This is a genomic window from Nitrososphaera sp., assembly GCF_036397675.1.
Lineage (GTDB): Archaea > Thermoproteota > Nitrososphaeria > Nitrososphaerales > Nitrososphaeraceae > Nitrososphaera.
Genome location: NZ_DASWIL010000022.1, coordinates 33,554 through 54,706 on the forward strand (window position 1 = coordinate 33,554; position 21,153 = coordinate 54,706).

Below are 21,153 nucleotides of genomic sequence, written 5' to 3' on the forward strand. Positions count from 1 at the left end.
ACGAAAAATGCTGGCCGTTTTTGACGTTGAAGGCGTGTTACTGGACGCGGAATACCTTCCCGTCCTTGCGTCCGTCATAGGCCCGGAAAAAGAGAAGGAGATCTGGGACATCACAAAGGCTGGCATCCGGGGCGAGATAAACTGGGAGGAGGGCCTTGTAAGGCGCGTGCACGCGCTCAGGGGCATCGACTACAGTAAGGCAAAAGAGATTGCTGAGAACCTGCCCGTAATGCCTGGCGCAGAAGAGCTATGCACTGCCTTGAAAAGGGCGGGGTGGAAGATGATAGCGGTGTCCGGCGGCTTTACGATAATCACCGGCAGGCTGAAGGCTGAGCTTGGCGTCGACAGGATATTCTCAAACGAGCTCGTGTTCAAGGACGGCAAGCTGCATGACGTCGTGCTCAACGTAACTTCGGATAAGGCTGCAGCAGTAAGGCAGACGATAAAGGACTGGGGAATGAAGAAGGAAGACATCGTGGTAGTCGTGGACGGGGCAAACGACCTGAAGCTGTTCGACATTGCTGGCTACACAGTGGGTTTCTGCCCCGTAGAGATTGTGAAGGAAAAGGCCGACGACACGATAGAACGCCGCGACCTGAGCCTGCTCTTGCATCTGCTTGAGAAAAAATTTGGCAAAGCGGTGCTTGCAGCAAGCACCTAGGTTTTTCTAGTCCCATGCAGCAGTAACTGCAAGTTATGCAGGTAATCCCGGTCAGGGTTGCAGGCGACGTCAGGCCCGGCGACAGGCTTGCTGACATTATCACCGGAGCGCTGTCCGACAGCGACATTGAGCTTGCCGACAACGACATCGTCGTCATCGCGCAAAAGATAGTTTCAAAGGCGGAAGGCCGCGCCGTGGACCTCGGACCCGTCAGGCCCTCTCAAAGGGCGCTGAAACTCGCCAGGCAGCTGCGTAAAGACCCGCGAATAGTCGAGCTCATACTGAAGGAATCAAAAGAGGTGGTGAAGGTGCAAAACGGGATAATAATCACGGAGACAAAGCACGGGCTTGTCTGCGCAAATTCTGGCGTTGACCAGAGCAACCTTGCAGACGGGAACAGCGCGGTGCTGCTTCCAAAAGATCCAGACGCGTCGGCGAAAAAGCTGCGCACCGTGTTCAGGAAAAGTACAGGCAAAGACGTTGCAGTCGTCATCACCGACACGTTTGGCAGGCCGTTTCGGGAAGGCCAGGTGAACGTCGCCATCGGGATTGCAGGTATGCAGGCGATAAAGAGCTACATCGGCAAAAAGGACATGTTTGGCAGCAAGTTGCATGTGACAGAAATGGCTGTTGCCGACGAGGTGGCGTCGGCGGCCGAACTTGTCATGAACAAGTCTGACGGCGTGCCGGTTGCGGTGGTGAGGGGGCTGGAGTTTGAGCAAGACAGTAAGGCTTCCGCAAAGCGCCTCATCCGGCCTAAGAAAAACGACCTCTTTAGGCGTTGTAGAGAGTGAATAACACTTAGTATCCGCTTCCGTCACTGCACGCAGCTGCAGGAAACCGAGATAGAGCCTGGAAGAACCTGATTTGCGTGGTCAGTACGTTTATTCATGTTTCCCATTTTTCAACCATGTCCGACTCGAATTTCGACAATTTTACCGCCCTCGCTTTGTCGCGGACCACGGCCGGCACAACCCCTAGTGCTTGAGATGCGTTTTCAGCTTCTATTATGGCCCAACCCGTATGAACCCCATCTTTGCAGCCCCAATCAAAATTGTTCAGATAACCCATGGATTGGATTAGTTTCGCGGCTAGTTTGCAATCATGAACCGTATGTGGAGACTCGACCAAGAATCTGTCCATGGGCACTCATTAGGCTCCAACTATATATTAGGATCGTTGTAGTTAGCCTGGTCATGGGTTCGTGGAGTTAACATTCCTATCGCCAAATATGAGAGAGAAATTGTAGTGTTTCGGAGGATAAGTCTCTTGCAGCTTGTCCAGCACTCCCTTGACAGCGGGCGGGCGTTAGGTGAGCGCATTCAGTTTCTTAAGAAACCTAGGCTTTCTGACCTCATTTAACAAATATCAAATAGAACGTTACTATGAATTGCTTTATCTGCGTCATCATCCGTACTGGCCGCAAAGTAAAGCGTGCAAAATCCGGACCCAACATCTCAAACCAAGCCTTTCAATTCTTAAAGAGGCTAACGCCTAATAGCTTGAACCTCAAAGGAATAATGTCATTTATCGACTATCGAGAGTGAATAATTAGTATCTAGCTATCACACCACTAACACTTAATATGACGGTGCTGTAAATTTATCTTGTTTGGCATGAGTACTGCTAGCCCGACCAAGTCCATCGACGTGAGGGGGCTTTACTGCCCGGAACCTGTTTTCCGCACCAAGATGGAGATAGAGAGGTTGTCAATCGGGGACGTGCTAAAGATTGTTGCCGACGACCCCGAGTCCGAAGAGGACATCTCGAGGTGGGTCAACCGCAACGGCCACCAGCTCCTTGCCATAAACAAGAGCAACAAGGATCTCGAGTTCATAATAAAGAAGGCGAAATAAAATGACCGCAGTTGCAAGCCCAGACGTAGTCCAGCGGATTGGAGAGACTCCGCTCGTGGAATTAAAGTCATTTTCGACAAAGAACGTCAAGTTCTTCGCAAAACTCGAATGGCACAACCCGTTTGGCTCTGTAAAGGACAGGGCCGCGTACTGGATGATAAAGGACGCCGAAAAGCGCGGCATACTGAAAAAGGACAAGAGCATAATCATCGAGCCCACGTCAGGCAACACCGGCATAGCGCTCACAGGCATCGCGTCGGCGCTTGGTTACAAGGTCGAAATAGTCATCCCTGAAAAAGTGAGCGACGAGACAAAGGTCATCCTGAGGTACCTCGGCGCGACGCTGCACGAGACGTCGGACGACCTGTGTCCAAGGGTCGGATCTGGAACGGACCAGAGTATCGCCCTTGCAAAGGCGATTTCAAAGCCGAGGCCCGACATCTACTACATGCCAAACCAGTACGAAAATGACGCTAATTTCCTTGCGCACTATGAAAGCACGGGGCCGGAAATCTGGAAGCAAACAGGCGGCACCGTGACACACTTCTTGGCAGGCTGCGGAACCGGCGGCACCATAACTGGAACTGCCACTTACCTTAAGGAAAAGAACCCTGCAGTCAGGGTCGTCGCTATTCAGGCGCAACCGAATCACCTGCTCCAGGGGCTCAGGAACTTTGAGGAATCTGCAATGCCGGAGCTCTTCAAGAAGCGCGAGTCGGTGGTTGACGAGTGGTTCACCGCAACGAATAACGACTCGTTTGACGCGGCCAGGATGCTTGCCGAGAAGGAAGGCCTGCTGGTCGGACCATCGTCGGGCTCCGTCATGACGTCGATGCTAAAGGTTGCGGAGAAAATACGCAGCGGCGTTCTAGTCGGCATTTTCGCTGACGACGGGCGCAAGTTCAAGAGCCTTTATGTCAGGGAAGGCATTTTCACGGAGCAAGAGTTTGACAGGGCGCTTGCTAATGCCAAGCACATGTCAAAGCTCGCATACAGCCTGAACTAGTTGCTGTGCCTCTGATCTGACAGCCATCTTTCAACGTCGATGGCGGCCATGCAGCCAAATCCCGCAGCAGTCACCGCCTGCCTGTACCTGTGGTCGTGCACGTCGCCTGCGGCAAAGACCCCCTCGACGCTTGCACGCGTTTGATCCTTTAGCACCATGTAGCCCTTGTCGTCAAGTTCCAGATGTCCCTTGAACACTGCGGTGTTGGGCTCGTGGCCGATTGCCACAAAGACGCCTCCCGCGGTAATCTTCGTCTCCTTGCCTGTGTTGATGTCCTTTATCGTGACTGCAGCCACTTTTTTGTCGCCCGTGATGTCAGTAACGACGCTGTTCCAAGCAAACTTAATCTTGGGGTTTACAAGCGCCTTTTCTGCCATTATCTTGCTTGCGCGGAGCGAGTCGCGCCTGTGTACTATTCTCACGGACTTGCCGAACTTTGTAAGAAATGTCGCTTCTTCAACAGCAGTATCGCCACCTCCGACAACTACGATGTCCTCGCCCCGAAAGAACGGGCCGTCGCAGGTGGCGCAGTACGAAACGCCCCGGCCACCAAACTTTTGCTCGCCCGCTATGCCTATCTTGCGCGGCGAGGCGCCTGTGCAGACGATGACGGCGTCAGCGGTGTAAGTCTCGGAGTGCGTGGTTATCGTAAATGGCCTCTTTTTGAAATCAACCTGTATCACCTCGTCATCGACGATGGCAGCCCCAAAGCGCTCGGCTTGCTGGCGCATGTTCATCATGAGCTCCGGGCCAAAGATGCCGGTAGGAAAGCCAGGGTAGTTTTCGACCTCGCTTGTAGTCATCAGCTGGCCTCCGGGAAGAGTGCCTGATATTATGAGCACTGACAGCTTTGCGCGGGAAGCATATACTCCTGCGGTGTAGCCGGCAGGACCTGAGCCTATGATAATCACATCTTGGTGCTTTTTTGCATTCTCGGACAAGGGGTGACAAGCCGGAAATCCCTCGACCTCTTAATAATTCGTTCGGACGGTTATCATGTAGACTGTTTTTCAGATTATTTTCAGATTATTTTCAGACAATTGCAGGCGATTGCGCAAGAAATCCTGAATGCGCTGGTCGACGTTACGTGCTTTTCGTTCCGGCAAGTCGGCGGTTGAATTTATCTGCAATTTCCCGGTGCCTCTGGCATATCCCAAGGCTTTCAAGGGTCCTTATCAGGTCTTCCTGCCAGTGCGCGTTTAACAGCCTGCAGGCGTTGTCGTCGCAGAACGGCTCGCCTTCGGTCAGGAAAAAGAACATCGCCTGCAGCGCGAAACTGGACGCGGCATCGGCAATCCTGTAATCGCCGTAGTCCAGAAACCTGCCTGCGACGCTTTTCTTTGCAGATTTTGCGTCCAGCCCAAAATTGAGGCCGACATAAAACTCCCTCGGTTTCGCCGGCGCCTCAACTATGCCTGGCAGTGAGATTATCGAAGGTGTGCCGCACACGACTGTTCGGGCGTGGTAGCACCAGTCGTCTTCTGAATACGTACACGCAAGCAGGCCCGTGAAAATTACGTGCAGGTGATCCAAGCTGTTTTCTTGCTCAGGTATTGACTGAGCGAAAACCCTCTGAAGCTCAAAGCCGTCGTACAGTTTGACGCTGCGGCCATACAAGTCAAAATCTTGTTGCACTTTTGGCTGTAAGTGAAACGGCTGATTGATGTCAGACACCCTTGCCTGCTCTGCCAGCATGACATCCAGCTCCCTTGCGTCCATCCTGCATTCTGGAAATATCTCTGAAACACCTGCGATTACCCTCACAATATCGATTGAGGGGTCGCGGTAAAAGTGGACGCGGGAAAAATCCAACAAAAAGGAGAAGCGGGGGGATTGTCTTTTACTTTGCCTTCAGCCTTGGAGGGTTCGGCATCTCCTTCAACTTGCCCAGCGCGACTTCTGCCGCCTTTCTTCCGGATAGCAGCATAGAGCCAAAGGTCGGACCCATCCTCGGCAGCCCGTGTGTTTCCGTCACAGACATGCCTGCCGCGATCAGGCCTGGGAAGATCTCGCCGGTGTTGTTGACTACTGCGTCCTCGCTTCCCTCCACCCACATCGGGTCCATGCCCTTCCACTTTACATATCCGCGGTCCATGAGCCTCTTGACTGCGACCGAATCGTGTCCCGACGCGTCTATCACTATCTTGCTCTCAAGGGCGACAGGGTCGACGCAGGTGATGTTCCTTGGGAGGGCTGATACTGGCATCCAGTTGACGACGACTCCACAGACGCGCTTGTTGCGGAGTACCAAGTCGTCGAACTTTGTCAGCTGCAAAAAGCGCACCCCGGCGTCACATGCTGCTGCAATCAGCTTCGAGCATGCGTGTGGGCCCCATGTCGCATAGAGGCCATCAGTTATCTTGCGGTACGGGACGCCAAGCTCATCCCAAACCTTTTGCGCCGGCGCCCTTACTGTCACGGGATTCATCATATATCCGCCGACCCAGTAGCCACCGCCGATGTAGTTGTTCTGCTCGATTATCAGGGTGCGCACGCCTGCCTTTGCAAGCTCCCTGCCTGCAGAAAGGCCGGCAGGCCCTGCGCCGATTATAATGACATCAGAATCGACATATTCCATCATTGTCTCGTTGAACATCTGGACTATTGTTCTCGTGATCTCTTTCTCGCTGGCGTCGGAGAATATCTTGGACATGAGGCTAGCTCGCCTGCCTCGGTATTAATAGATTGTTGGCAGGCTAACAGAACATGTCCACAAAGCCTGCGTAGGCTTGTCTTATTTTGGCCTTCTTTGGCGGGTTCTTGAAGCCGTAGGCGTTAATCGATTCGGCGACTTTTTTGACATTGCCCTTTGCTTTTGTAGCCCGTGCGACATCAAGGAGTACGTTGCCGGCGTTTGCGCCATCGCTTGTCCTAAGAGTCAGGTCCATGATTATCTTTGCGCCCAAAAATCCGTCGCTTGACATCCAGTAGTAGCTGTTGCGCGAGTCGCCGAGGAAATCCGTGTATTCTGTAGTCCCTGCGACTGACTCGAACCTGTACGGGGCCTCCAGACCGATGGAGCTGGTCTTCATTCCCCTCTTTAGCATCTTTATCCGCTCGTCCATCGTCTTTTTCGTCTCCTCGCTTCCGCCCACGTCCAGCTGGTAGCTCTTTGAGACGTGCACGCCCCGCTCGACCATAAAGTCTATAATTCCCTTGTGGAACGCGGTGCCGCCAAGCTGGCTCAGCAGGTCGTCGCCGGCAAGCACCAGCCTCATTTGCGCAAACTTGGCCGCAAGCGCGGAATTGGCTATCTTGGCCGGAGTCGCGTTCACAAACGCCGCTCCTGCCTTGAGCGCGGCCCTAGCGTATTCTACAGATGTCTTGTCCATGCCTGAAGAAATCAGGTTTAGCACAACGTCAGGTTCTGAATCCTCAAGCGTCCTTGTGAAATCCGCTGCAGAGGTGGTTGACGCCTTGCCGTCATAGCTGTCAAGCACAATGCCTGGGCTTACTGTGACCTTGCTGTCCTTTACCTGGTGGTATTTTGCCGGGCTTTCTGCCGCGACCTGCGCGAGACTCTTGCCCGCTTTGGATGGGTTTATGTCAAAAGCGGAAACTAGCTTGATGTTTGAGGGCCTAAAGCCGGCGACCTTCTGGTGCCACAGGCCGACCGTGTTTTTTGCATTGCTGTAATAATCTACGCCCTGGACAAACGTCGCGCCCACGTTGCCGATTCCTATAACGGCAACTCTTATCTCTGCCATCTGGAACGCAATAAAGTCCGTGTAGATTTAATCTTTTGCCGGATTGGTCACGGGCCCCTGCCGGACTTTCATGTCTATCTTTGATATCATGTCTGCAAGGACCGACTTGCTGGCGTTCAAATATTCCTGCCCCTTGTCCCGCAGGCGTATCTGCGCAAGCCTCAGGTCGCGGTGCTCGTCAAAGAACTGCTCTATCATGGCGCTCCCGTGCCTTGCCGGATTTATCAACTCGTCAATGCATTGCTTCGTTGCCACAAGGTCACCCTTCTCGACTGCCTCCCTTGCCCTACCAAGGATGTCGCTGATGTCCTTGAGCTGCTGCATCGGGGCTGACACTTCCTTCTTGCCAAAGAGGCCGACCTTTTTCGTCGTGCCTACTTTGTCCGCTATCTCCTTTGTGAGCTCGAAATACTCCTCCAGGCCAGTGATGTTGCGCTTTTCGCGCCTTGTAAGCAGTCCCTTCATGGACAGGCGCATGATTGCATCCTCGATTTCGACCTTGTCGATGCCAGTCACCCAGACTATCTTGCCGACATAGTCGAAGCCCTGCCTTATCGACTCTAAAACGACGACTTCAATGATCCTTCTAAAGCCCTCCTCCGCCCTTGCGTTTTCAAAGTCGCGGTCCTTGACTGCCTTGCGGGCGTTCTCGATGTCTATCTCTATTGAGCGCTTCAGCGCCTCAAGCCCCTCGTCAACCTTGCCTGTCAGCGTCATGTAGCAGGCCTTGTTGTACCACGACATGCCATCGTTGGGGTTGATGTCAATTGCCTTTTCGCAGCACTCGATGGCCCTCTCGTGGTTTTTCATCTTGTAGTAGGCAAGCCCCTTGAGGTTCCACGCGTCGGCGTTGTTGACGTCTATTTCAAGCGCCTTGTCGTAGGCGGAAATGGCGATGGTGTATTCGCCGAGGTGGAAATGGGAATAGCCTTTCTTGACCCATGCATCGATGTACTGCGGGTCTATCCTGAGTGCAAGTTCAAAACTCCTAATGGCGTCAAGCATCTTGTCGTTTGACATGTGGTTGAGGCCCTTCTTGTAAAGGTCATGTTTTTGGAAATCCACGTCGGTGTAATCCTGCCTTTCCTCCACCTCGGAAGGGCGCTCGTCCTCGCTGCGCCCAAAGAACCTCCCCATAAGACAGCTGACCCGCTTCGAAGATAAATAGATTATGACGGCCAAATTCCGGGCAGGCGAGGCATTATTATAAGCGCCGGCCTCATATACCGTGCATGACAGAAGGCAGTTTGCCCAACAACAAGATAGAATTCAAGATGCTCGATTATGAAAGCATCGGCGACGACACCGTCTCTTTCAAGCTGGAGGACGGAACGCTGGTCAAGGTCAGGGTGTCGCTCGAAAGGGTGGGGATAGCGACAAACTACCGTAACCCGGACGGCACACCCCACTACGCCGTCAACAGCGCAGTCAAGCTGTACGTCATACCTGCCGACAGGCGCTTTACGATGCCAAAAGGCCACGTAGCAGGCTCAAAGCCAGACAGGCAGACACCAAGCCACATCACCTAAGCTTTAAATCACATCCAAAAAGTACGTCCACTGTGAAAAGGCCGGTACTGGTCAAGCTCGGCGGGTCGGTAGTAACCTTCAAGGACAGGCCGCTATCCGCGAATGCAGAGGCAATAGACAGGATATCAAAGGTGTTGGCAGGAATCTCGCCACTTGTCGTTGTGCACGGGGGCGGCTCTTTTGGCCACCACTGGTCAGTCAAGTATAACATGCACACCCGGCCTGCAGCCTACGATCCGCACGGCGTCTCCGTCGTGCACGAGTCAATGGTTGCGCTCAACCAGATAATAGTAAACTCGCTGATAGAGGCCGGCGCAAACCCCTACGCGCTTGCGCCGCCAGTTTTCACCTCGGGCCACAGGCCCTTTCCTGCCAAGGTGAAGGAAATCGGGGTGATGGCAGGATCCGGTATGACGCCGGTCACTTTTGGCGACGTGGTGCACATGGGCGGCAAGAAGTACTCTATACTATCCGGCGACGCGCTGATGTCGATGCTTGCAAAGGTGCTCCGGCCTTCAAAGGTGATATTTGCCACAAACGCCGACGGCATATACAGGGACATGGGGTCAAGGGAGCTTGTCGCCGAGATGCGCCTAAAAGGCAAGGTCGAGTTTTCCGGCACCTCGGGGGTGGACGTGACCGGCGGCATGCAGCGCAAGGTGAGAGAAGCATTTAAGATTGCATCCCTTGGAATGGATGTAATGCTGGTAAACGGGCTTGTACCCGAGCGCATCGCAGAAGCGGCTGGCGGCAAGACGCCTGTAGGTACGCTGATGAGGGGGCAGAAATAAGTGCCGGACACCTCCGACGTGCCCTCTGACATCGAGGTGATAAAGCAGCGGAAGAAGGACGGCATAGAGATACCACTGCACAAAGACGTCCAGGCAAGGACCGCGTCCACGTACCTTGAATACGTCAAACTTGTTCATAACGCGCTTCCTGAATTAGACTACGACGACATCGACCTTTCGACGACTTTTCTCGGCCACAGGTTCTCTGTGCCCCTGATAATAGACTCGATGACTGGGGGCACCGACGAAGCGACGATAATAAATGGAAGGCTCGGAGAGCTTGCCCAACAGTACGGCTTTGGCATGGGGCTTGGAAGCCAGCGCGCGGGCCTGAAAAGCGAGGAGCTTGCAGCCACCTATTCGGTTGCAAGAGATAATGCCCCCGGCGCCTTTCTCATAGCCAACATAGGCGGGGCGCAGCTCGCGAAGGGCCTGACAATTGAAGAGGCAAGAAAGATAGTCAAGATGATAGGGGCAAACGCGCTAGTCGTGCACCTAAACCCGCTGCAAGAGCTGGTACAGCCGGAAGGCGAGCCCCGGTACAGGGGCGTCCTTGACAGGATATCTGAACTTGTAAAAAACATGGACGTGCCAGTCATCGTAAAGGAGGTTGGCGCGGGTATTTCGCGGGAAGTCGCGATTAGGCTGGAGATGGCCGGAGTATCCGCGATCAACGTCGCCGGCGCAGGCGGTACGAGCTGGGCCGGAGTTGAAAAGCTGCGTGCAGATATGATGAAAAACAAGGCCAAGGCGCGTCTTGGCGAGGTGTTCTGGGACTGGGGCATCCCCACTGCGGCAAGCCTCATCCAGGTAAGGCGCGCCGTGAAATTGCCGCTGATAGCGTCGGGCGGCATGAGAAACGGGCTTGAAGTCGCAAAATGTGTTGTACTTGGCGCAAGCATGGCCGCCATGGCTTACCCATTCTTGAAGGCGGCAGCGCATTCAAAGGAAGCACTGTTTGCGTTTACCGATTCGGTCATTGCGGAATTGAAGAGCACTATGTTCCTGGTGGGCGCGTCAAACGTCCAGTCGCTTGCCAGGTCGAGATATATGTTGACAGGAGCTCTAGCAGAAGAGGTCGGCCGCGCATGAGGGCAAGCAGCATAAAAAACGAGCTTGAAGCGTGCGCGTCTGCAGTGAATGAGTTTTTGCTTTCAAGCCTGTCGGGCAAGCCAAATGAGCTGTACCATGCGTCGTCGCACTACATCCGCACAGGAGGCAAGCGCCTCCGGCCGTTCATGGTGGTTAAGAGCTGCGAGCTTTTGGGCGGCGGCATAAAACGCTCGCTGCCGGCGGCAGCTGCGGTAGAACTGGTGCACAATTTTACTCTTGTCCACGACGACATCATGGACAACGACGAGATGCGTCACGGTGTCGCGACCGTACACCGTCAATATGGCCTGCCACTTGCCATCCTCGGGGGCGACGTGCTGTTTTCAAAGGCGTTTGAAATCCTTTCCTCTGAGGTGAAGAAGGCCGGCGTCTCCGATTCTGCTATAACCGAAATGACTGGAAAACTGGCAAACGCCTGCACTGTCATCTGCGAGGGCCAGGTAACCGACATCGACTTTGCATCAAACACAAAGTTCCCTAGCGAAGTGCAGTACACAGACATGATAGGAAAAAAGACCGCAAAGCTCTTTGAGGTGTCGTGCGCGCTGGGCGCGCTAGCCGCGCCGGCGCCGTCTGAGCGCGACGTGGCAAACCTCTCCATGTTTGGCCGCAACGTGGGCGTGGCGTTCCAGCTAGTGGACGATCTGATAGGTGCAATAGGCGACCCAAAAGTCACGGGAAAGGCTGCAGGGAACGACATCCGCGAGGGCAAGAAGACGCTGCCGATACTTCTCGCCATAAAGAGGACAAAGGGCGCCAACAAGGAAAAGATAATGAGGGTTTTCGGGTCAAAGACCGCGACCTCTGCCGAGATAAAAGACGCGGTGAGGGCGGTATCTGACATAGGAGTGGACGAGGACGTGAGAAATTCCGCAAGGGAACACATGCGCAGGGCCCTTGCGTCGCTTGAAGAGTACGGCGACCTGCCTGCACGCCGCTCGCTTGCGTTTGCCGCGGATTTCATAGTCGGCAGGAGTCTGTAGCGTGCCGCTTGACAGTGAAGCCGACAGGCTTGTCAGAGTGGTCGCGCTGAAAAACGCGCTTGACCACGGCGGCAAGGCGCAGCTTGATGCAGTAATGTCAAAGCTCCTCGGCTCAAGGCCTGACCTGCGCTTTCTAATCAAAGGCCTTATTCCCGACATAAAGGCTCAAGTTGCCGTGGTAAACGTCATGCCGCTTGCAGAGCAGAAGGCGCTGCTGGAGGAGCTTGCGCCCGGCGAGCTGGAAGCAAAAAAGCACGTCGAGCTGAAATCGCCTCTGCCGCCGCTGGAAGGCGCGGTCGTCGGCAAGGTCGTGACAAGGTTCCCTCCAGAGCCTAACGGCTACCCCCACATCGGCCATGCCAAGGCCGCAATTATCGACGAGGAGTATGCCCGCATGTACGAAGGCAGGCTGATACTGCGCTTTGACGACACGAACCCCCTCAAGGAGAAGCTGGAATACTATGAGGCGATAGCGGAGGGCCTGGAGTGGCTTGGCGTCAAGCCCGACCTAGTAAAGAACACATCTGACGACATCGCGCTATTGCACGACTATGGAAGGAAACTGGTCGAGTCGGGGGGCGCATACGTGTGCACCTGCAGCCAGGACAAAATGCGCGGGCTGCGCGCAAAGGGGCTTCCGTGCGAGTGCAGGGGAGACGGCACCGACATCATCAATAGGCTCGGCCGGTTGTTTGCCGGCTCATATGTACAGAACGAGGCCATAATCAGGTTCAGGGGCGACATGGCGGACCAGAACACCGCGATGCGCGACCCTGCGCTCTTTAGGATAATAGAGGGCGATCACCCAAAGATAGGAGGCAAGGTCAGGATCTGGCCCACGTACGATTTTGCCGCGCCTATAGAAGACAGCCTCGACGGCGTGACGCACGCCATGCGAACGAAGGAATATGAACTGCGCAACGCGCTCTACTTTGCGATACTTGACAGGCTTGGCTTGCGCAAGCCGGCGATGATCGAGTTTTCGCGGCTCGAGTTCGAAGGAATGCCGGTTTCAAAGAGAAAGATACGGCCCCTCATCGACAGCGAGACGATAAAGAGCTGGGACGACCCACGGCTTCCGACGCTTTCTGCCTTCAAGAGGCGAGGCTTTGTGCCTGAGGCCATACGCAAGTTCGTGCTCTCGCTAGGGCTAACCCTTGCAGAGACAAAGCCGCCATTTGAGGCACTTGAGGCGTTCAACCGCAAGATAATCGACCCCAAGTGCATGAGGCTGTACTTTGTCAGGGATCCCGTTGAAATTCATGTCCAGGGTGCAAAAATGCTGAACGTCACGTTAAAGAACCACCCGACCGACGCGTCGTTTGGTAACAGGAAAGTGAACGTCTCAGACACGCTGTTCATAGCCAGCGACGACGCCCGAAACCTCAAGGAAGGCGACGAGTTGAGGCTCATTGAATTATGCAACATCAAGGTCACCGACGTGGACAAGCAGGACGGCAAGGTCCGCTCCGTCTGGGCGGTGCCGGGTGGAGACGAGATCCGCCAGTCGATGCCAAAGGTGCAGTGGATTGCAAAGGATGATATAGTTGAATTTCAGGTTATGATTCCAAAAGCGCTGTATGTGGGCGGGGAGTACAACCCAGACAGCCTCGAGGTCGCCAGTGGCGGCGTCGAGTCGTTCGCAGCAGCCCTTGCACCGGGAACTCAGGTGCAGTTCGTCAGGTTTGGGTTCTGCCGGATTGACAGGAGCAAGACAGCGATACTTACGCACAGGTAAGGACAATGAAGATAGCAAGAATAAACGACTTCAAGTTCAAAGAGACGTACGCGCTTGTGTCAGAAGACGGCAAGCGCCTGGTCACGCGACAGGAAATACAGGAGCAGACGGGGATACCCGTCCCCCCGAGCATCAAGGATTTCATGTTCAAGGACTGGCTTGACGAAGTCGGCCAGGCAAAGGACAAGTTACATTTTGAGCACAAGGTCGACGGCGCAGAGCTGCTGGTCCCGATACCGAACCCGCCAAAGATAATCTGCCTTGCGTTCAACTATTACGACCACGCCCGCGACGCAGGGCTGACACCGTCTGACGAGCCGGTGATATTCATGAAGCCCAGGACCGCATTGAACCAGCCGTTTCGGGACGTCATCTGCCCGTCGTTTGTGACAAGGCTAGACTACGAGGCAGAACTTGCAGTGGTAATCGGCAAAGACACCAAGCACATCTCTGAGGAGGAGGCGCTCGGCTGCGTGTTTGGCTACATGATACTACACGACGTGTCTGCGCGGGACATCCAGTTCAAGGACAAGCAGTTCACTCGGGGCAAGGGCATCGACACGTTTGCGCCCTGCGGCCCATGGATAACAACTAAAGATGAAGTGCCGGACCCGCAGAACCTGCGCATCACCACAAAGGTGAACAGTGAAACGAGGCAGGACTCGTCGTCAAGCAATATGGTGCTCTCCATCAAGCGCATCATATCCGCGCTGAGCAGGACGATGACCCTTGAGGCAGGCGACATCATCTCGACCGGCACGCCGGCCGGCGTTGCGATGTCGATGAAGGAGCCACGATATCTGAAGAACGGCGACGTGGTGGAAATAACGATAGAAAAACTCGGCACCATAAAGCACAAAATAGTCTTCAAGTAGTCTTGACTGATTTCATTCGACATTGCATGAAATTGATCCACTGGAGGTCCAGTGGGATCGCCCGCTGCCACGTACAGTTGTGCTGGTGGTTAGGGTTAGTGACTGATGCCAATCTGGCCTGCGTCCAGCCCGCCGGCCAAGATAATTAGGCCAGCCTAATATTTAAACGGGTTTGGTTTTCTCATACGGTAGAACTATGAAAAAAAGTCGTGGATGGCTCTCACTTGTTCATTCTCACCACTTTCAGACATTGATACAATAGCCGGGAATTCGATATATGAACAGCCTTGCTTTTCTCTGTCCTGATTAAACGCGCTTGTAATCAAGGTGGAGATCAGTACAAGCGGTCAAATACACACTTTTTGAACCAAGAGACTTAAATCGAGTCGCGGCTGCATTGTAGCCGTTGAACAAGACCCGCACGGTCGCCGCAAAGACGTTCATGTCGCGCATGAACGAAGGCAGAGGCGCGTGGCTGACGGAAGAGCAGATGATAAAGGCGTGCGAGGAGTTTTTCAAGGAAAACGGCTACAGCGGCCTCGACCGCGACGTGGTTTTTGCCGGCCACACGAACTTTACGTCGCCCCTCGTCGCCTCGAGCGAGCTACAGACTATAGCAACGGCCGTCAGGCCAAAGATAGAGAAGTACGACATAGGTTTCTTGGGGTCGCTAGAGTCTATACTTTACGATATAATAGACAACCAAGACAAGGCGACGCTGGTGCTTGCCACAGACTCGCTCTCCTATTCACCAATATTGCAGACAGAAGAGATCAGCGTCGAGATCGAGAACCTGATGGACGAAGGCATGTTCCTGCTTTTTCTGAACGGCAGGGGATCGCACGCGCTCTTTGACGAGTTTGAAAAACTGTCGATGCCTGTGCAAGTGTCTGACTGATCACTTTTTGTCAGGACCGGCCTGCCTTGACAGCCTTGTCACTTCGCCTTCCATAAGCCGGGCATAGTGCTCCCACGACTCGGACAGCTTGCCCCGGGTGTTAGCAAGCTGGATGGAGATGTTCAGAGCGTCGAGGCACGTCTCAAGCGAGCGCTCTGTCGCAAAATCGTTCATAGCCCTGTCAAATCTTGTCACCAGCTTGCGCTGCTCATCGCCCAGCTCGTTTATCGCCTTTTCAAGGTCGTCAACGTTGTCGGAGCCGCCACTTCTGAACCAGCCTGTCATGATCCTGCTTCTGCAGTTCCACATTAATTAATTCCGCCCGCACTACCTGATTCATACTGATGCGAGTGTAACAATGTATTTATTATACGGAAAACGATTCTTGGGAGTAATGGTAGTTGACAACAAGGGCAAGATAACCTACCTACAGGTGATCAAAGAGGATCTTGCTGTCTTCAAGATAACCCCCGAAAACGGGCCGATCCCGGACTTCAAGGCCGGGCAGTTTCTTACCATCGGGGCTAACGTGCCCAGCGAAGGAAAGATAATCAGACGCGCCTACTCCATTGCGTCGGCCCCTGAGCAGAAAAAGTACTGGGAGCTTTACATCCGCTGGGTGAAAAAGCCGGTCCCCGGCAGGCTGACGACGCAATTATTCAACATGAAAGAAGGCGACGATATCCTCTGGGTCAAACCTACCGGCATTTTCACTGTAAACGAAAAGATGCACGACGGGAGCCCTGACAACCGCAGGATGGTGCTCATTGGCGGCGGGACCGGCCTTGCTCCCTTTGTTTCGTACTCGAGCCATCTTCACGCGGCGCAGAGCAAGCGCGAAATCGTTGTGATGCACGGCGCAAGCTACGTCGACGAGCTGGGCTATCGCGACCTGCTCACGGCTCTTGAAGAGGAGAGCATGGACAGGGGCAAGGACAAGTGGAATTTCAAGTACCGCGCAGGCATCTCCAGGCCGCAGGAGTGGTTTAATAGGACCTGGAGCGGACAAAAGGGCAGGGTCGAGTCGTTCCTCAGGCCAAAGGCCGGCAAGGATCTATCGCCTCTTGAAGAGCTCGTGGGCGAGAAGGTCACACCGGAGAACACGTCGTTTTACATCTGCGGCTGGCAGGGAACAGTAGACGGCGCGCTCGATTACCTAATACCCAAGGGGTTCGTGACTGAGCGCAACAAGCGCAAGGACGGATCGTACGACATCAAGTTCGAATCGTACGGCTAGGCCCTTTTTGTTAAAGCCTTATATTCGGACAGCCGGCACAAAAGCGCATGAAGTTTGAATATGAAGAGTTTAACACTGTAGAGGATGTTTTTCTCTATCTCGTTTCGGTCGCGCCCTACGGCAAGCAGGTGATGCCTGTCAGCTCGTACAAGGGCTACATCTTTTCGCTAATACCGCTCAGCCCGCTCACTGGCGAGTTCCTGATGATGGTCTACGCCAAGGGCAAGCTCGAGCAGGGGCTTGTAGATTTTGACGTCTCGACGAAAAAGTTCCGCACCGTGCAGGCTGTAGAGCGCGCGGACAGGAACTATTTTATTGTGCTTACGCCCAAGTCTGCCACGCTTGCAGACGAGGCGATAAAGGGGCTGTCCTAGAGCATTTCCAGGCTAAAGTCAACTGCCTTTGGCGAGTGGGTGATGTAGCCCATCGAGATGTAGTCGGGTTTTGCCATTGCGTACTGCTTTATGTTCTTGTAGTTGACGCCGCCTGATATTTCTATTAGCGCTTTTTTGCGGAGGCCAAGTTTTGTTATTTCCTTGATTGTATTGGCGGCTTGCGCCGAGGTGAAATTATCAAGCATGATGATGTCTGCGCCTGCTTTGATGGCTTCAATAGCTTCTTTCGGGTTCTTGGCCTCGCACTCGACCTTGATCGCGCTTCCGACTTTTTCCTTGGCAAGCTTGACGCATTTTTTGAGCGATCCCATAAGGGCTATGTGGTTGTCCTTTATCAGAACCATGTCGTCAAGGCGCATCCTGTGCGCTAGACCGCCACCTGCAATCACCGCCTTTTTGTCAAAGTAGCGCAAGCCAGGCGCAGTCTTTCTCGTTGCCGCGACTTTAACCGGGCTGGCCGACTCTGCCAGCGTTCTGGTCTCAGTCGCAATGCCGCTCATTCTCATCAGCAAGTTGAGAGCCACGCGTTCTGCCTTCAGTATCGAGCGCGCGCTGCCAGAAACAGTCATAACGCGTTTTCCTTTTCTCACTTTTACACCGTCCTTTACAAGTGCCCTGCTCGAGCAGCCGGACAGCTCAAAAACTACACCTGCTTCTTCCAGGCCGCAGACAGTCGCGCCGTCAGTCTTGCAGACGATCTCTGCCTTTCCCGCAAGTTCTGTCTGTATCACAGAATCGCTCGTGACGTCGCCGGTGCCAATGTCTTCTTGCAAAAAGCTCGCAAGCGCCTTGCGGACTGCAAGAAACGGGCCCAGGCTTTCCATCAGGCTTACTGGACCTTGAGCGCGTACCTGCTTGGCGCCGTTATCTCAAGCGTGCTTGCGACGAGGGACTTGGCAGGGTCAAAAACAAGTATGATACCTGACCAGTCCGGGCTCAGGTCGGTGGACTTGCACACAGGGCAGACCTTGCCCTGTGTGAGCGCCTTGCACTTTCTGCAGGCCCTTTCCTTTGCCAACTACTTGGCCCCCTTCTTCTCCTTTCCGCCTGCAGCTTGCGCCGCAGCTTGCTTGCCCTTCTTGATCTCTTCCTGTATCCATTCAAGCGCACCGAGGAATGGCTGCCTGCAGGTGATGCCTATCTTGCCCATGCCCGCGCCCTTGCCTAAGCTCACGGCAGTAATCCTTGCGCGGATCTTGGAGCCTATCTTCAGCGTGCGGGACGACTGGTTTGCGACAATCGCGCCCTGCTTAACATCGCTTTTCAAGTAGTCGTCGGTAATTTGAGAAAGGTGCAAAAGCGCGTCCGTGGGGCCTATCCTTACAAAAGCACCAAAGTCCGTGATCTCGACAACCTCGCCCTCGACTATCTCTTGCAGCTTGGGGTAGAACGTGAGCGCCTTGAACGTGACCTTGTGGTAGGTCGCGCCGTCGCCGGCCACCAGCTTGCCCACCGAGCTCACCTCGGCGTCCGTTATCATGACGACGTAGCCAACCTCTGGCGACAGCATGCTCTCGTACTTTTCCTTGAGGATCTGGATAGCGGCATCTTTGAGGGAATTGGTCAGCCTGTTTGGTGGAATCCTGACTACATCACTCATGTGCACTATGGCAAACATAATATTGTACGCATCCTTTTGCGAAACGTCAATTTATGAACTTTTGGATTGGCTTAAGTCTAAAATTTTCTGCATGGACTCAGGTGTGCGGCCCTGCTTCTGTAAGGCTGTACTAAGACCATGACTTTGCGATTTATTTTGGACATAAAACAGCCCTAATTTTTAGAGTTTTTGGACTTGGGCACTTTTGGGCCCTTTCTGGGGTGCGGCGGGCAACTTATGCATTATGAAGTGCTTAGTCTGGATCAAGCAGACAGCGTTACGATATGGATTTTCTGGTGGCTTAAGGTACGACTTCAAGGGGTACGGATTGGGCGGGTAAACCTCGATAGTTACCAAGCGTTGAACCTTATCATAATCTGGATCGGCCTTGATCATATTGTGAATTTTGATTAGGATATTTTGCAGCTTGTTCCTTTCACTTGCGTATTTGATACGACCATTACTCTCGGCTGTAGCCTGGTCTAGTAATTTTATGGCGAAGTGTACAAGATGCAGTCTTACGACATACACATTCAATCTGACGCGATAATCCTTCGAATCTAGGTCATTACAGAAAATATTCTTCGCCAATTCGCCATAGACGGGAGCTATTCCAATTGGGCTTGCTGACTGCCGCTCCATTGGTTCGCGTGGCAAAATTCTCCTTAATCGTGCATCATCCGGATCCTCAATTTCAAACAGGCGACCTTCTTCAATTTCGTTGTTAAGGCGCTTCTCGGCTGTTTTTTCTGATATATTGAAGTGCCGCATTCCAAGTTTAACATAGGATTCTTTGCGGTATCCGGGCATGGAAGCTACTAAGCCGTAAAAATCCCGCGGATATACGTCGTTATTCGTGCTCAAGCCTTACCCCGGTCGTCCCGTAATAGTCTATGTGTAGACGGCATCTATTATGTATGTCTCATGGGGGTCAAAACGACAACAATCAGGGTTTATCCCAAGACCAAAGACCGGTTGGACTTAGCTGGCAGGAAAGGGATGAGCTATGATTCCATAATCAACAACGTGCTAGATGCGATAGAGGAGCGCGGTACGAAGTGACGGAAGAATACACACAGCGGCTTTTTGGCACGCCTGAAGATGGAGTTTTGTACCTCTCGGGACCCGTCATGAAGGCAGCCAAACTGAAACCAGGCGACAAGCTTCGCATAACACCGGACAAAGACGGCCTTATAGTGCAGCTAGATACTCCCCGGCCAGGAGGCCAGCCGTAAGGGCCGGCCAGCTAGCAGGAGTTGTGCACATTGGAATTAGTCTTAGAGAATAATAAATCTGGCGTTTTGAAGGGCGGGGGGAGTCGATACCGGGAAAAGACGAAAATTGCAGACTTGACAGTTGACCCACCTTTATGGTGTAATTGCTATTTATGTCAGGACCTGCGGAAATGACTTTTCCGGACCGACGCTATGAAACGAAGGCTCAGGACGTTGCAATGATGGCGGCTGAAAATGATTGCGTCGACGCGCTCCAACGACAACTGGAGTTCGCAAACAATTACGTCCTGAAGAGTTTCAAGCTGCGGCTGGAGCTGGAAGTTTGACCGAGAAAATTCCGGAACTTGGTCCGATAGACTACGGCAATCCCGCATGGCAGAAGTGGTTATCGGCGCTTACACCGGAGGACCAGCGGCTAGTTACTGACATGCCTTTTGATGTAGTCCTGCAGCTCCCGAATGACAAGCTGGACAAACGGGCCAAGCTGCGGCATGAGTACATGATAATACAGCGGGCAGAGGCAGCATTGCAGAAAAAGACGGACGGAACCAAGAACGCCAACGGCAAGGCCGAAAAGGACAAGGAAGAGGAAGAGCGTGTACCCTTAACCGAAGAGATAACTGAGGAAATGTCGTTTAACGACGTCGCTGCAGTCCTGGAATCATCGATAAAGAAAGATATGGCGTCTAAGGAAATCTGCTTTGCTGCAATGCTACTCGCGCAAAGCGAGAATGACCAGCTTAACATTGCATTCGTGGCAGAGTCTTCTTCAGGGAAGAGCTACCTGCCCCTAGAGCTCGCGACATTCTTCCCGGATAAGGAGCTTGTAATACTTGGCGGTGCTTCCCCACAGGCGTTTTTTCACGATGCTTCCGGGTGGAACGCGGAAAGGAAGGTCTTCATCGTTGACTTGGAATCGAAAATCTTGATTCTTCAGGATATGCCACACTTTCAATTATTAGAAAAACTGCGGCCTTTGCTCTCTCATGAGAGGAAGGAACTGACGTACAAGATTGCAGACCGAAGCCAGAAGTCAGGCTTGCGTACAAAAACCATAATCGTCCGGGGCTTCCCTTCGGTCATTTTCTGTACCGCGCGGTTGAAAAGCGACCCACAGGAAAAGACTCGGCTAGTTTTACTTTCACCGTCGACGGACCAAGCCAAGCTCGAGGAGTCGCTGAGGCTCATAGCAATGCGTAAGGGAAATCCTGAGGAGTACAAACGCAAAGTTGAGGATGACCCTGAAAGGTTGCGCCTCAGCAAGAGGATAAAGGCGATAAGGCAGTCAGGGATAAGGGAAGTCCTTATTCTGGATTACGAAGCTGCCTACAAACGCTTTCTTGCTGACCATCCTAACCTTCAGGCCAGGCACCAACGCGACTTTCCCCGAATCCTTTCGTTAGCGAAGGCTCACGCTCTCCTTAACCTTTTCAACCGTGAGCGGCGGGGAAACGCGATCATCGCGACGCAAGCCGACATTGACACCGGCTTTGCATTGTACAAGGAGATTGAAGAGCCCAACATGCTGG

Annotated in this window: 26 protein-coding genes; 16 read left to right on the top strand and 10 right to left on the bottom strand. The window is 53.5% G+C overall.

Annotated features, from left to right (window positions below; genetic code table 11):
• The first annotated feature begins 7 nt into the window (after positions 1–7).
• The 4 genes from serB (at position 8) to VGA14_RS04345 (ending at position 3,523) form a co-directional block, all read left to right on the top strand.
• Complete coding sequence (serB, locus tag VGA14_RS04330; protein WP_349257136.1) at positions 8–661, top strand: phosphoserine phosphatase SerB; 654 nt, start codon at positions 8–10, stop codon at positions 659–661.
• Positions 662–696: 35 nt separating this feature from the next.
• The gene (gene cofE, locus VGA14_RS04335; RefSeq protein ID WP_331002521.1) at positions 697–1,455 is read left to right on the top strand and encodes a coenzyme F420-0:L-glutamate ligase; all 759 of its coding nucleotides are present in this window, start codon (positions 697–699) and stop codon (positions 1,453–1,455) included.
• Positions 1,456–2,277: 822 nt separating this feature from the next.
• Positions 2,278–2,517, top strand: a complete 240-nt coding sequence (locus tag VGA14_RS04340; protein ID WP_331002522.1) for a sulfurtransferase TusA family protein — start codon at positions 2,278–2,280, stop codon at positions 2,515–2,517.
• Between the two features lies 1 nt (position 2,518).
• Complete coding sequence (locus tag VGA14_RS04345) at positions 2,519–3,523, top strand: cysteine synthase family protein (RefSeq protein ID WP_331002523.1); 1,005 nt, start codon at positions 2,519–2,521, stop codon at positions 3,521–3,523.
• On the opposite strand, the gene trxB is transcribed toward VGA14_RS04345, so the two are convergent.
• The 5 genes from trxB to VGA14_RS04370 form a co-directional block, all read right to left on the bottom strand.
• Entirely contained in the window at positions 3,520–4,464 is a 945-nt protein-coding gene (gene trxB / locus VGA14_RS04350; protein WP_331002524.1) for a thioredoxin-disulfide reductase, read from the bottom strand. The genes VGA14_RS04345 and trxB overlap by 4 nt on opposite strands.
• Positions 4,465–4,606: 142 nt before the next feature.
• Positions 4,607–5,335 (bottom strand): DUF6775 family putative metallopeptidase, encoded by a 729-nt coding sequence (locus tag VGA14_RS04355; protein WP_331002525.1) that lies wholly within the window; start codon positions 5,333–5,335, stop codon positions 4,607–4,609.
• A gap of 28 nt (positions 5,336–5,363) precedes the next feature.
• On the bottom strand, positions 5,364–6,176 hold the full coding sequence (locus VGA14_RS04360; protein ID WP_331002526.1) for a sulfide-dependent adenosine diphosphate thiazole synthase: 813 nt from the start codon (positions 6,174–6,176) through the stop codon (positions 5,364–5,366).
• A 43-nt stretch (positions 6,177–6,219) separates the two neighbouring features.
• Entirely contained in the window at positions 6,220–7,230 is a 1,011-nt protein-coding gene (locus VGA14_RS04365) for a hypothetical protein (RefSeq protein WP_331002527.1), read from the bottom strand.
• Positions 7,231–7,257: 27 nt separating this feature from the next.
• A complete protein-coding gene (locus VGA14_RS04370; protein ID WP_331002528.1) occupies positions 7,258–8,367 on the bottom strand; it encodes a tetratricopeptide repeat protein in 1,110 nt (369 codons plus the stop codon).
• Between the two features lie 95 nt (positions 8,368–8,462).
• Here VGA14_RS04370 and VGA14_RS04375 point away from each other — a divergent pair, with 95 nt between their 5' ends.
• From VGA14_RS04375 to VGA14_RS04405, 7 genes are all read left to right on the top strand, one after another.
• The gene (locus tag VGA14_RS04375) at positions 8,463–8,759 is read left to right on the top strand and encodes a hypothetical protein (RefSeq protein WP_331002529.1); all 297 of its coding nucleotides are present in this window, start codon (positions 8,463–8,465) and stop codon (positions 8,757–8,759) included.
• A gap of 32 nt (positions 8,760–8,791) precedes the next feature.
• Positions 8,792–9,550 (top strand): isopentenyl phosphate kinase, encoded by a 759-nt coding sequence (locus VGA14_RS04380; RefSeq protein WP_331002530.1) that lies wholly within the window; start codon positions 8,792–8,794, stop codon positions 9,548–9,550.
• Positions 9,551–10,642, top strand: a complete 1,092-nt coding sequence (fni, locus tag VGA14_RS04385) for a type 2 isopentenyl-diphosphate Delta-isomerase (RefSeq protein WP_331002531.1) — start codon at positions 9,551–9,553, stop codon at positions 10,640–10,642.
• Positions 10,639–11,646, top strand: coding sequence for a polyprenyl synthetase family protein (locus VGA14_RS04390; protein ID WP_331002532.1), 1,008 nt, complete (start codon positions 10,639–10,641; stop codon positions 11,644–11,646). Before fni ends, VGA14_RS04390 begins: the two co-directional genes overlap by 4 nt.
• 1 nt (position 11,647) lies before the next feature.
• On the top strand, positions 11,648–13,384 hold the full coding sequence (gene gltX / locus VGA14_RS04395; protein ID WP_331002533.1) for a glutamate--tRNA ligase: 1,737 nt from the start codon (positions 11,648–11,650) through the stop codon (positions 13,382–13,384).
• 5 nt (positions 13,385–13,389) lie between these two features.
• The gene (locus VGA14_RS04400) at positions 13,390–14,259 is read left to right on the top strand and encodes a fumarylacetoacetate hydrolase family protein (RefSeq protein WP_331002534.1); all 870 of its coding nucleotides are present in this window, start codon (positions 13,390–13,392) and stop codon (positions 14,257–14,259) included.
• Between the two features lie 406 nt (positions 14,260–14,665).
• Positions 14,666–15,157 (top strand): hypothetical protein, encoded by a 492-nt coding sequence (locus tag VGA14_RS04405; RefSeq protein WP_331002535.1) that lies wholly within the window; start codon positions 14,666–14,668, stop codon positions 15,155–15,157.
• Here VGA14_RS04405 and VGA14_RS04410 read toward each other — a convergent pair whose 3' ends face one another.
• Positions 15,158–15,442, bottom strand: coding sequence for a hypothetical protein (locus VGA14_RS04410; protein ID WP_331002536.1), 285 nt, complete (start codon positions 15,440–15,442; stop codon positions 15,158–15,160).
• A gap of 109 nt (positions 15,443–15,551) precedes the next feature.
• On the opposite strand from VGA14_RS04410, the gene VGA14_RS04415 reads away from it, so the two are divergent.
• Together VGA14_RS04415 and VGA14_RS04420 are read left to right on the top strand one after the other, a co-directional pair.
• Positions 15,552–16,394, top strand: a complete 843-nt coding sequence (locus VGA14_RS04415) for a ferredoxin--NADP reductase (protein ID WP_331002537.1) — start codon at positions 15,552–15,554, stop codon at positions 16,392–16,394.
• A gap of 47 nt (positions 16,395–16,441) precedes the next feature.
• Positions 16,442–16,768, top strand: coding sequence for a hypothetical protein (locus VGA14_RS04420; RefSeq protein WP_331002538.1), 327 nt, complete (start codon positions 16,442–16,444; stop codon positions 16,766–16,768).
• Here VGA14_RS04420 and nadC read toward each other — a convergent pair.
• The 4 genes from nadC to VGA14_RS04440 all read right to left on the bottom strand — a co-directional run bounded on the left by nadC (position 16,765) and on the right by VGA14_RS04440 (position 19,253).
• Positions 16,765–17,613, bottom strand: a complete 849-nt coding sequence (gene nadC, locus VGA14_RS04425; RefSeq protein WP_331002539.1) for a carboxylating nicotinate-nucleotide diphosphorylase — start codon at positions 17,611–17,613, stop codon at positions 16,765–16,767. The two genes, VGA14_RS04420 and nadC, sit on opposite strands and share 4 nt — an antisense overlap.
• A gap of 5 nt (positions 17,614–17,618) precedes the next feature.
• Positions 17,619–17,807: a transcription elongation factor subunit Spt4 gene (gene spt4 / locus VGA14_RS04430; RefSeq protein WP_331002540.1), complete on the bottom strand. Its 189-nt coding sequence runs from the start codon at positions 17,805–17,807 to the stop codon at positions 17,619–17,621.
• Entirely contained in the window at positions 17,808–18,407 is a 600-nt protein-coding gene (locus tag VGA14_RS04435; protein WP_331002541.1) for a DNA-directed RNA polymerase, read from the bottom strand.
• 162 nt (positions 18,408–18,569) lie between these two features.
• Positions 18,570–19,253, bottom strand: coding sequence for a hypothetical protein (locus VGA14_RS04440; RefSeq protein WP_331002542.1), 684 nt, complete (start codon positions 19,251–19,253; stop codon positions 18,570–18,572).
• 194 nt (positions 19,254–19,447) lie between these two features.
• Here VGA14_RS04440 and VGA14_RS04445 point away from each other — a divergent pair, with 194 nt between their 5' ends.
• The 3 genes from VGA14_RS04445 to VGA14_RS04455 form a co-directional block, all read left to right on the top strand.
• Positions 19,448–19,624, top strand: coding sequence for an AbrB/MazE/SpoVT family DNA-binding domain-containing protein (locus VGA14_RS04445; protein WP_331002543.1), 177 nt, complete (start codon positions 19,448–19,450; stop codon positions 19,622–19,624).
• Positions 19,625–19,794: 170 nt separating this feature from the next.
• On the top strand, positions 19,795–19,950 hold the full coding sequence (locus tag VGA14_RS04450; protein WP_331002544.1) for a hypothetical protein: 156 nt from the start codon (positions 19,795–19,797) through the stop codon (positions 19,948–19,950).
• Positions 19,947–21,153: hypothetical protein (locus VGA14_RS04455; RefSeq protein WP_331002545.1), on the top strand; the 1,207-nt coding region annotated here is incomplete at its 3' end. The genes VGA14_RS04450 and VGA14_RS04455, both read left to right, overlap by 4 nt.

What these genes read in the sequence shown, in the direction of transcription:
- serB (WP_349257136.1), top strand. Translation starts at nt 8, where the DNA reads ATGCTGGCCGTTTTTGACGTTGAAGGCGTGTTACTGGACGCGGAATAC.
- cofE (WP_331002521.1), top strand. Translation starts at nt 697, where the DNA reads ATGCAGGTAATCCCGGTCAGGGTTGCAGGCGACGTCAGGCCCGGCGAC.
- VGA14_RS04340 (WP_331002522.1), top strand. Translation starts at nt 2,278, where the DNA reads ATGAGTACTGCTAGCCCGACCAAGTCCATCGACGTGAGGGGGCTTTAC.
- VGA14_RS04345 (WP_331002523.1), top strand. Translation starts at nt 2,519, where the DNA reads ATGACCGCAGTTGCAAGCCCAGACGTAGTCCAGCGGATTGGAGAGACT.
- VGA14_RS04360 (WP_331002526.1), bottom strand. Translation starts at nt 6,176, where the DNA reads ATGTCCAAGATATTCTCCGACGCCAGCGAGAAAGAGATCACGAGAACA.
- VGA14_RS04365 (WP_331002527.1), bottom strand. Translation starts at nt 7,230, where the DNA reads ATGGCAGAGATAAGAGTTGCCGTTATAGGAATCGGCAACGTGGGCGCG.
- VGA14_RS04370 (WP_331002528.1), bottom strand. Translation starts at nt 8,367, where the DNA reads ATGGGGAGGTTCTTTGGGCGCAGCGAGGACGAGCGCCCTTCCGAGGTG.
- VGA14_RS04375 (WP_331002529.1), top strand. Translation starts at nt 8,463, where the DNA reads ATGACAGAAGGCAGTTTGCCCAACAACAAGATAGAATTCAAGATGCTC.
- VGA14_RS04390 (WP_331002532.1), top strand. Translation starts at nt 10,639, where the DNA reads ATGAGGGCAAGCAGCATAAAAAACGAGCTTGAAGCGTGCGCGTCTGCA.
- VGA14_RS04400 (WP_331002534.1), top strand. Translation starts at nt 13,390, where the DNA reads ATGAAGATAGCAAGAATAAACGACTTCAAGTTCAAAGAGACGTACGCG.
- VGA14_RS04410 (WP_331002536.1), bottom strand. Translation starts at nt 15,442, where the DNA reads ATGACAGGCTGGTTCAGAAGTGGCGGCTCCGACAACGTTGACGACCTT.
- VGA14_RS04415 (WP_331002537.1), top strand. Translation starts at nt 15,552, where the DNA reads ATGGTAGTTGACAACAAGGGCAAGATAACCTACCTACAGGTGATCAAA.
- VGA14_RS04420 (WP_331002538.1), top strand. Translation starts at nt 16,442, where the DNA reads ATGAAGTTTGAATATGAAGAGTTTAACACTGTAGAGGATGTTTTTCTC.
- nadC (WP_331002539.1), bottom strand. Translation starts at nt 17,613, where the DNA reads ATGGAAAGCCTGGGCCCGTTTCTTGCAGTCCGCAAGGCGCTTGCGAGC.
- VGA14_RS04435 (WP_331002541.1), bottom strand. Translation starts at nt 18,407, where the DNA reads ATGTTTGCCATAGTGCACATGAGTGATGTAGTCAGGATTCCACCAAAC.
- VGA14_RS04450 (WP_331002544.1), top strand. Translation starts at nt 19,795, where the DNA reads ATGACTTTTCCGGACCGACGCTATGAAACGAAGGCTCAGGACGTTGCA.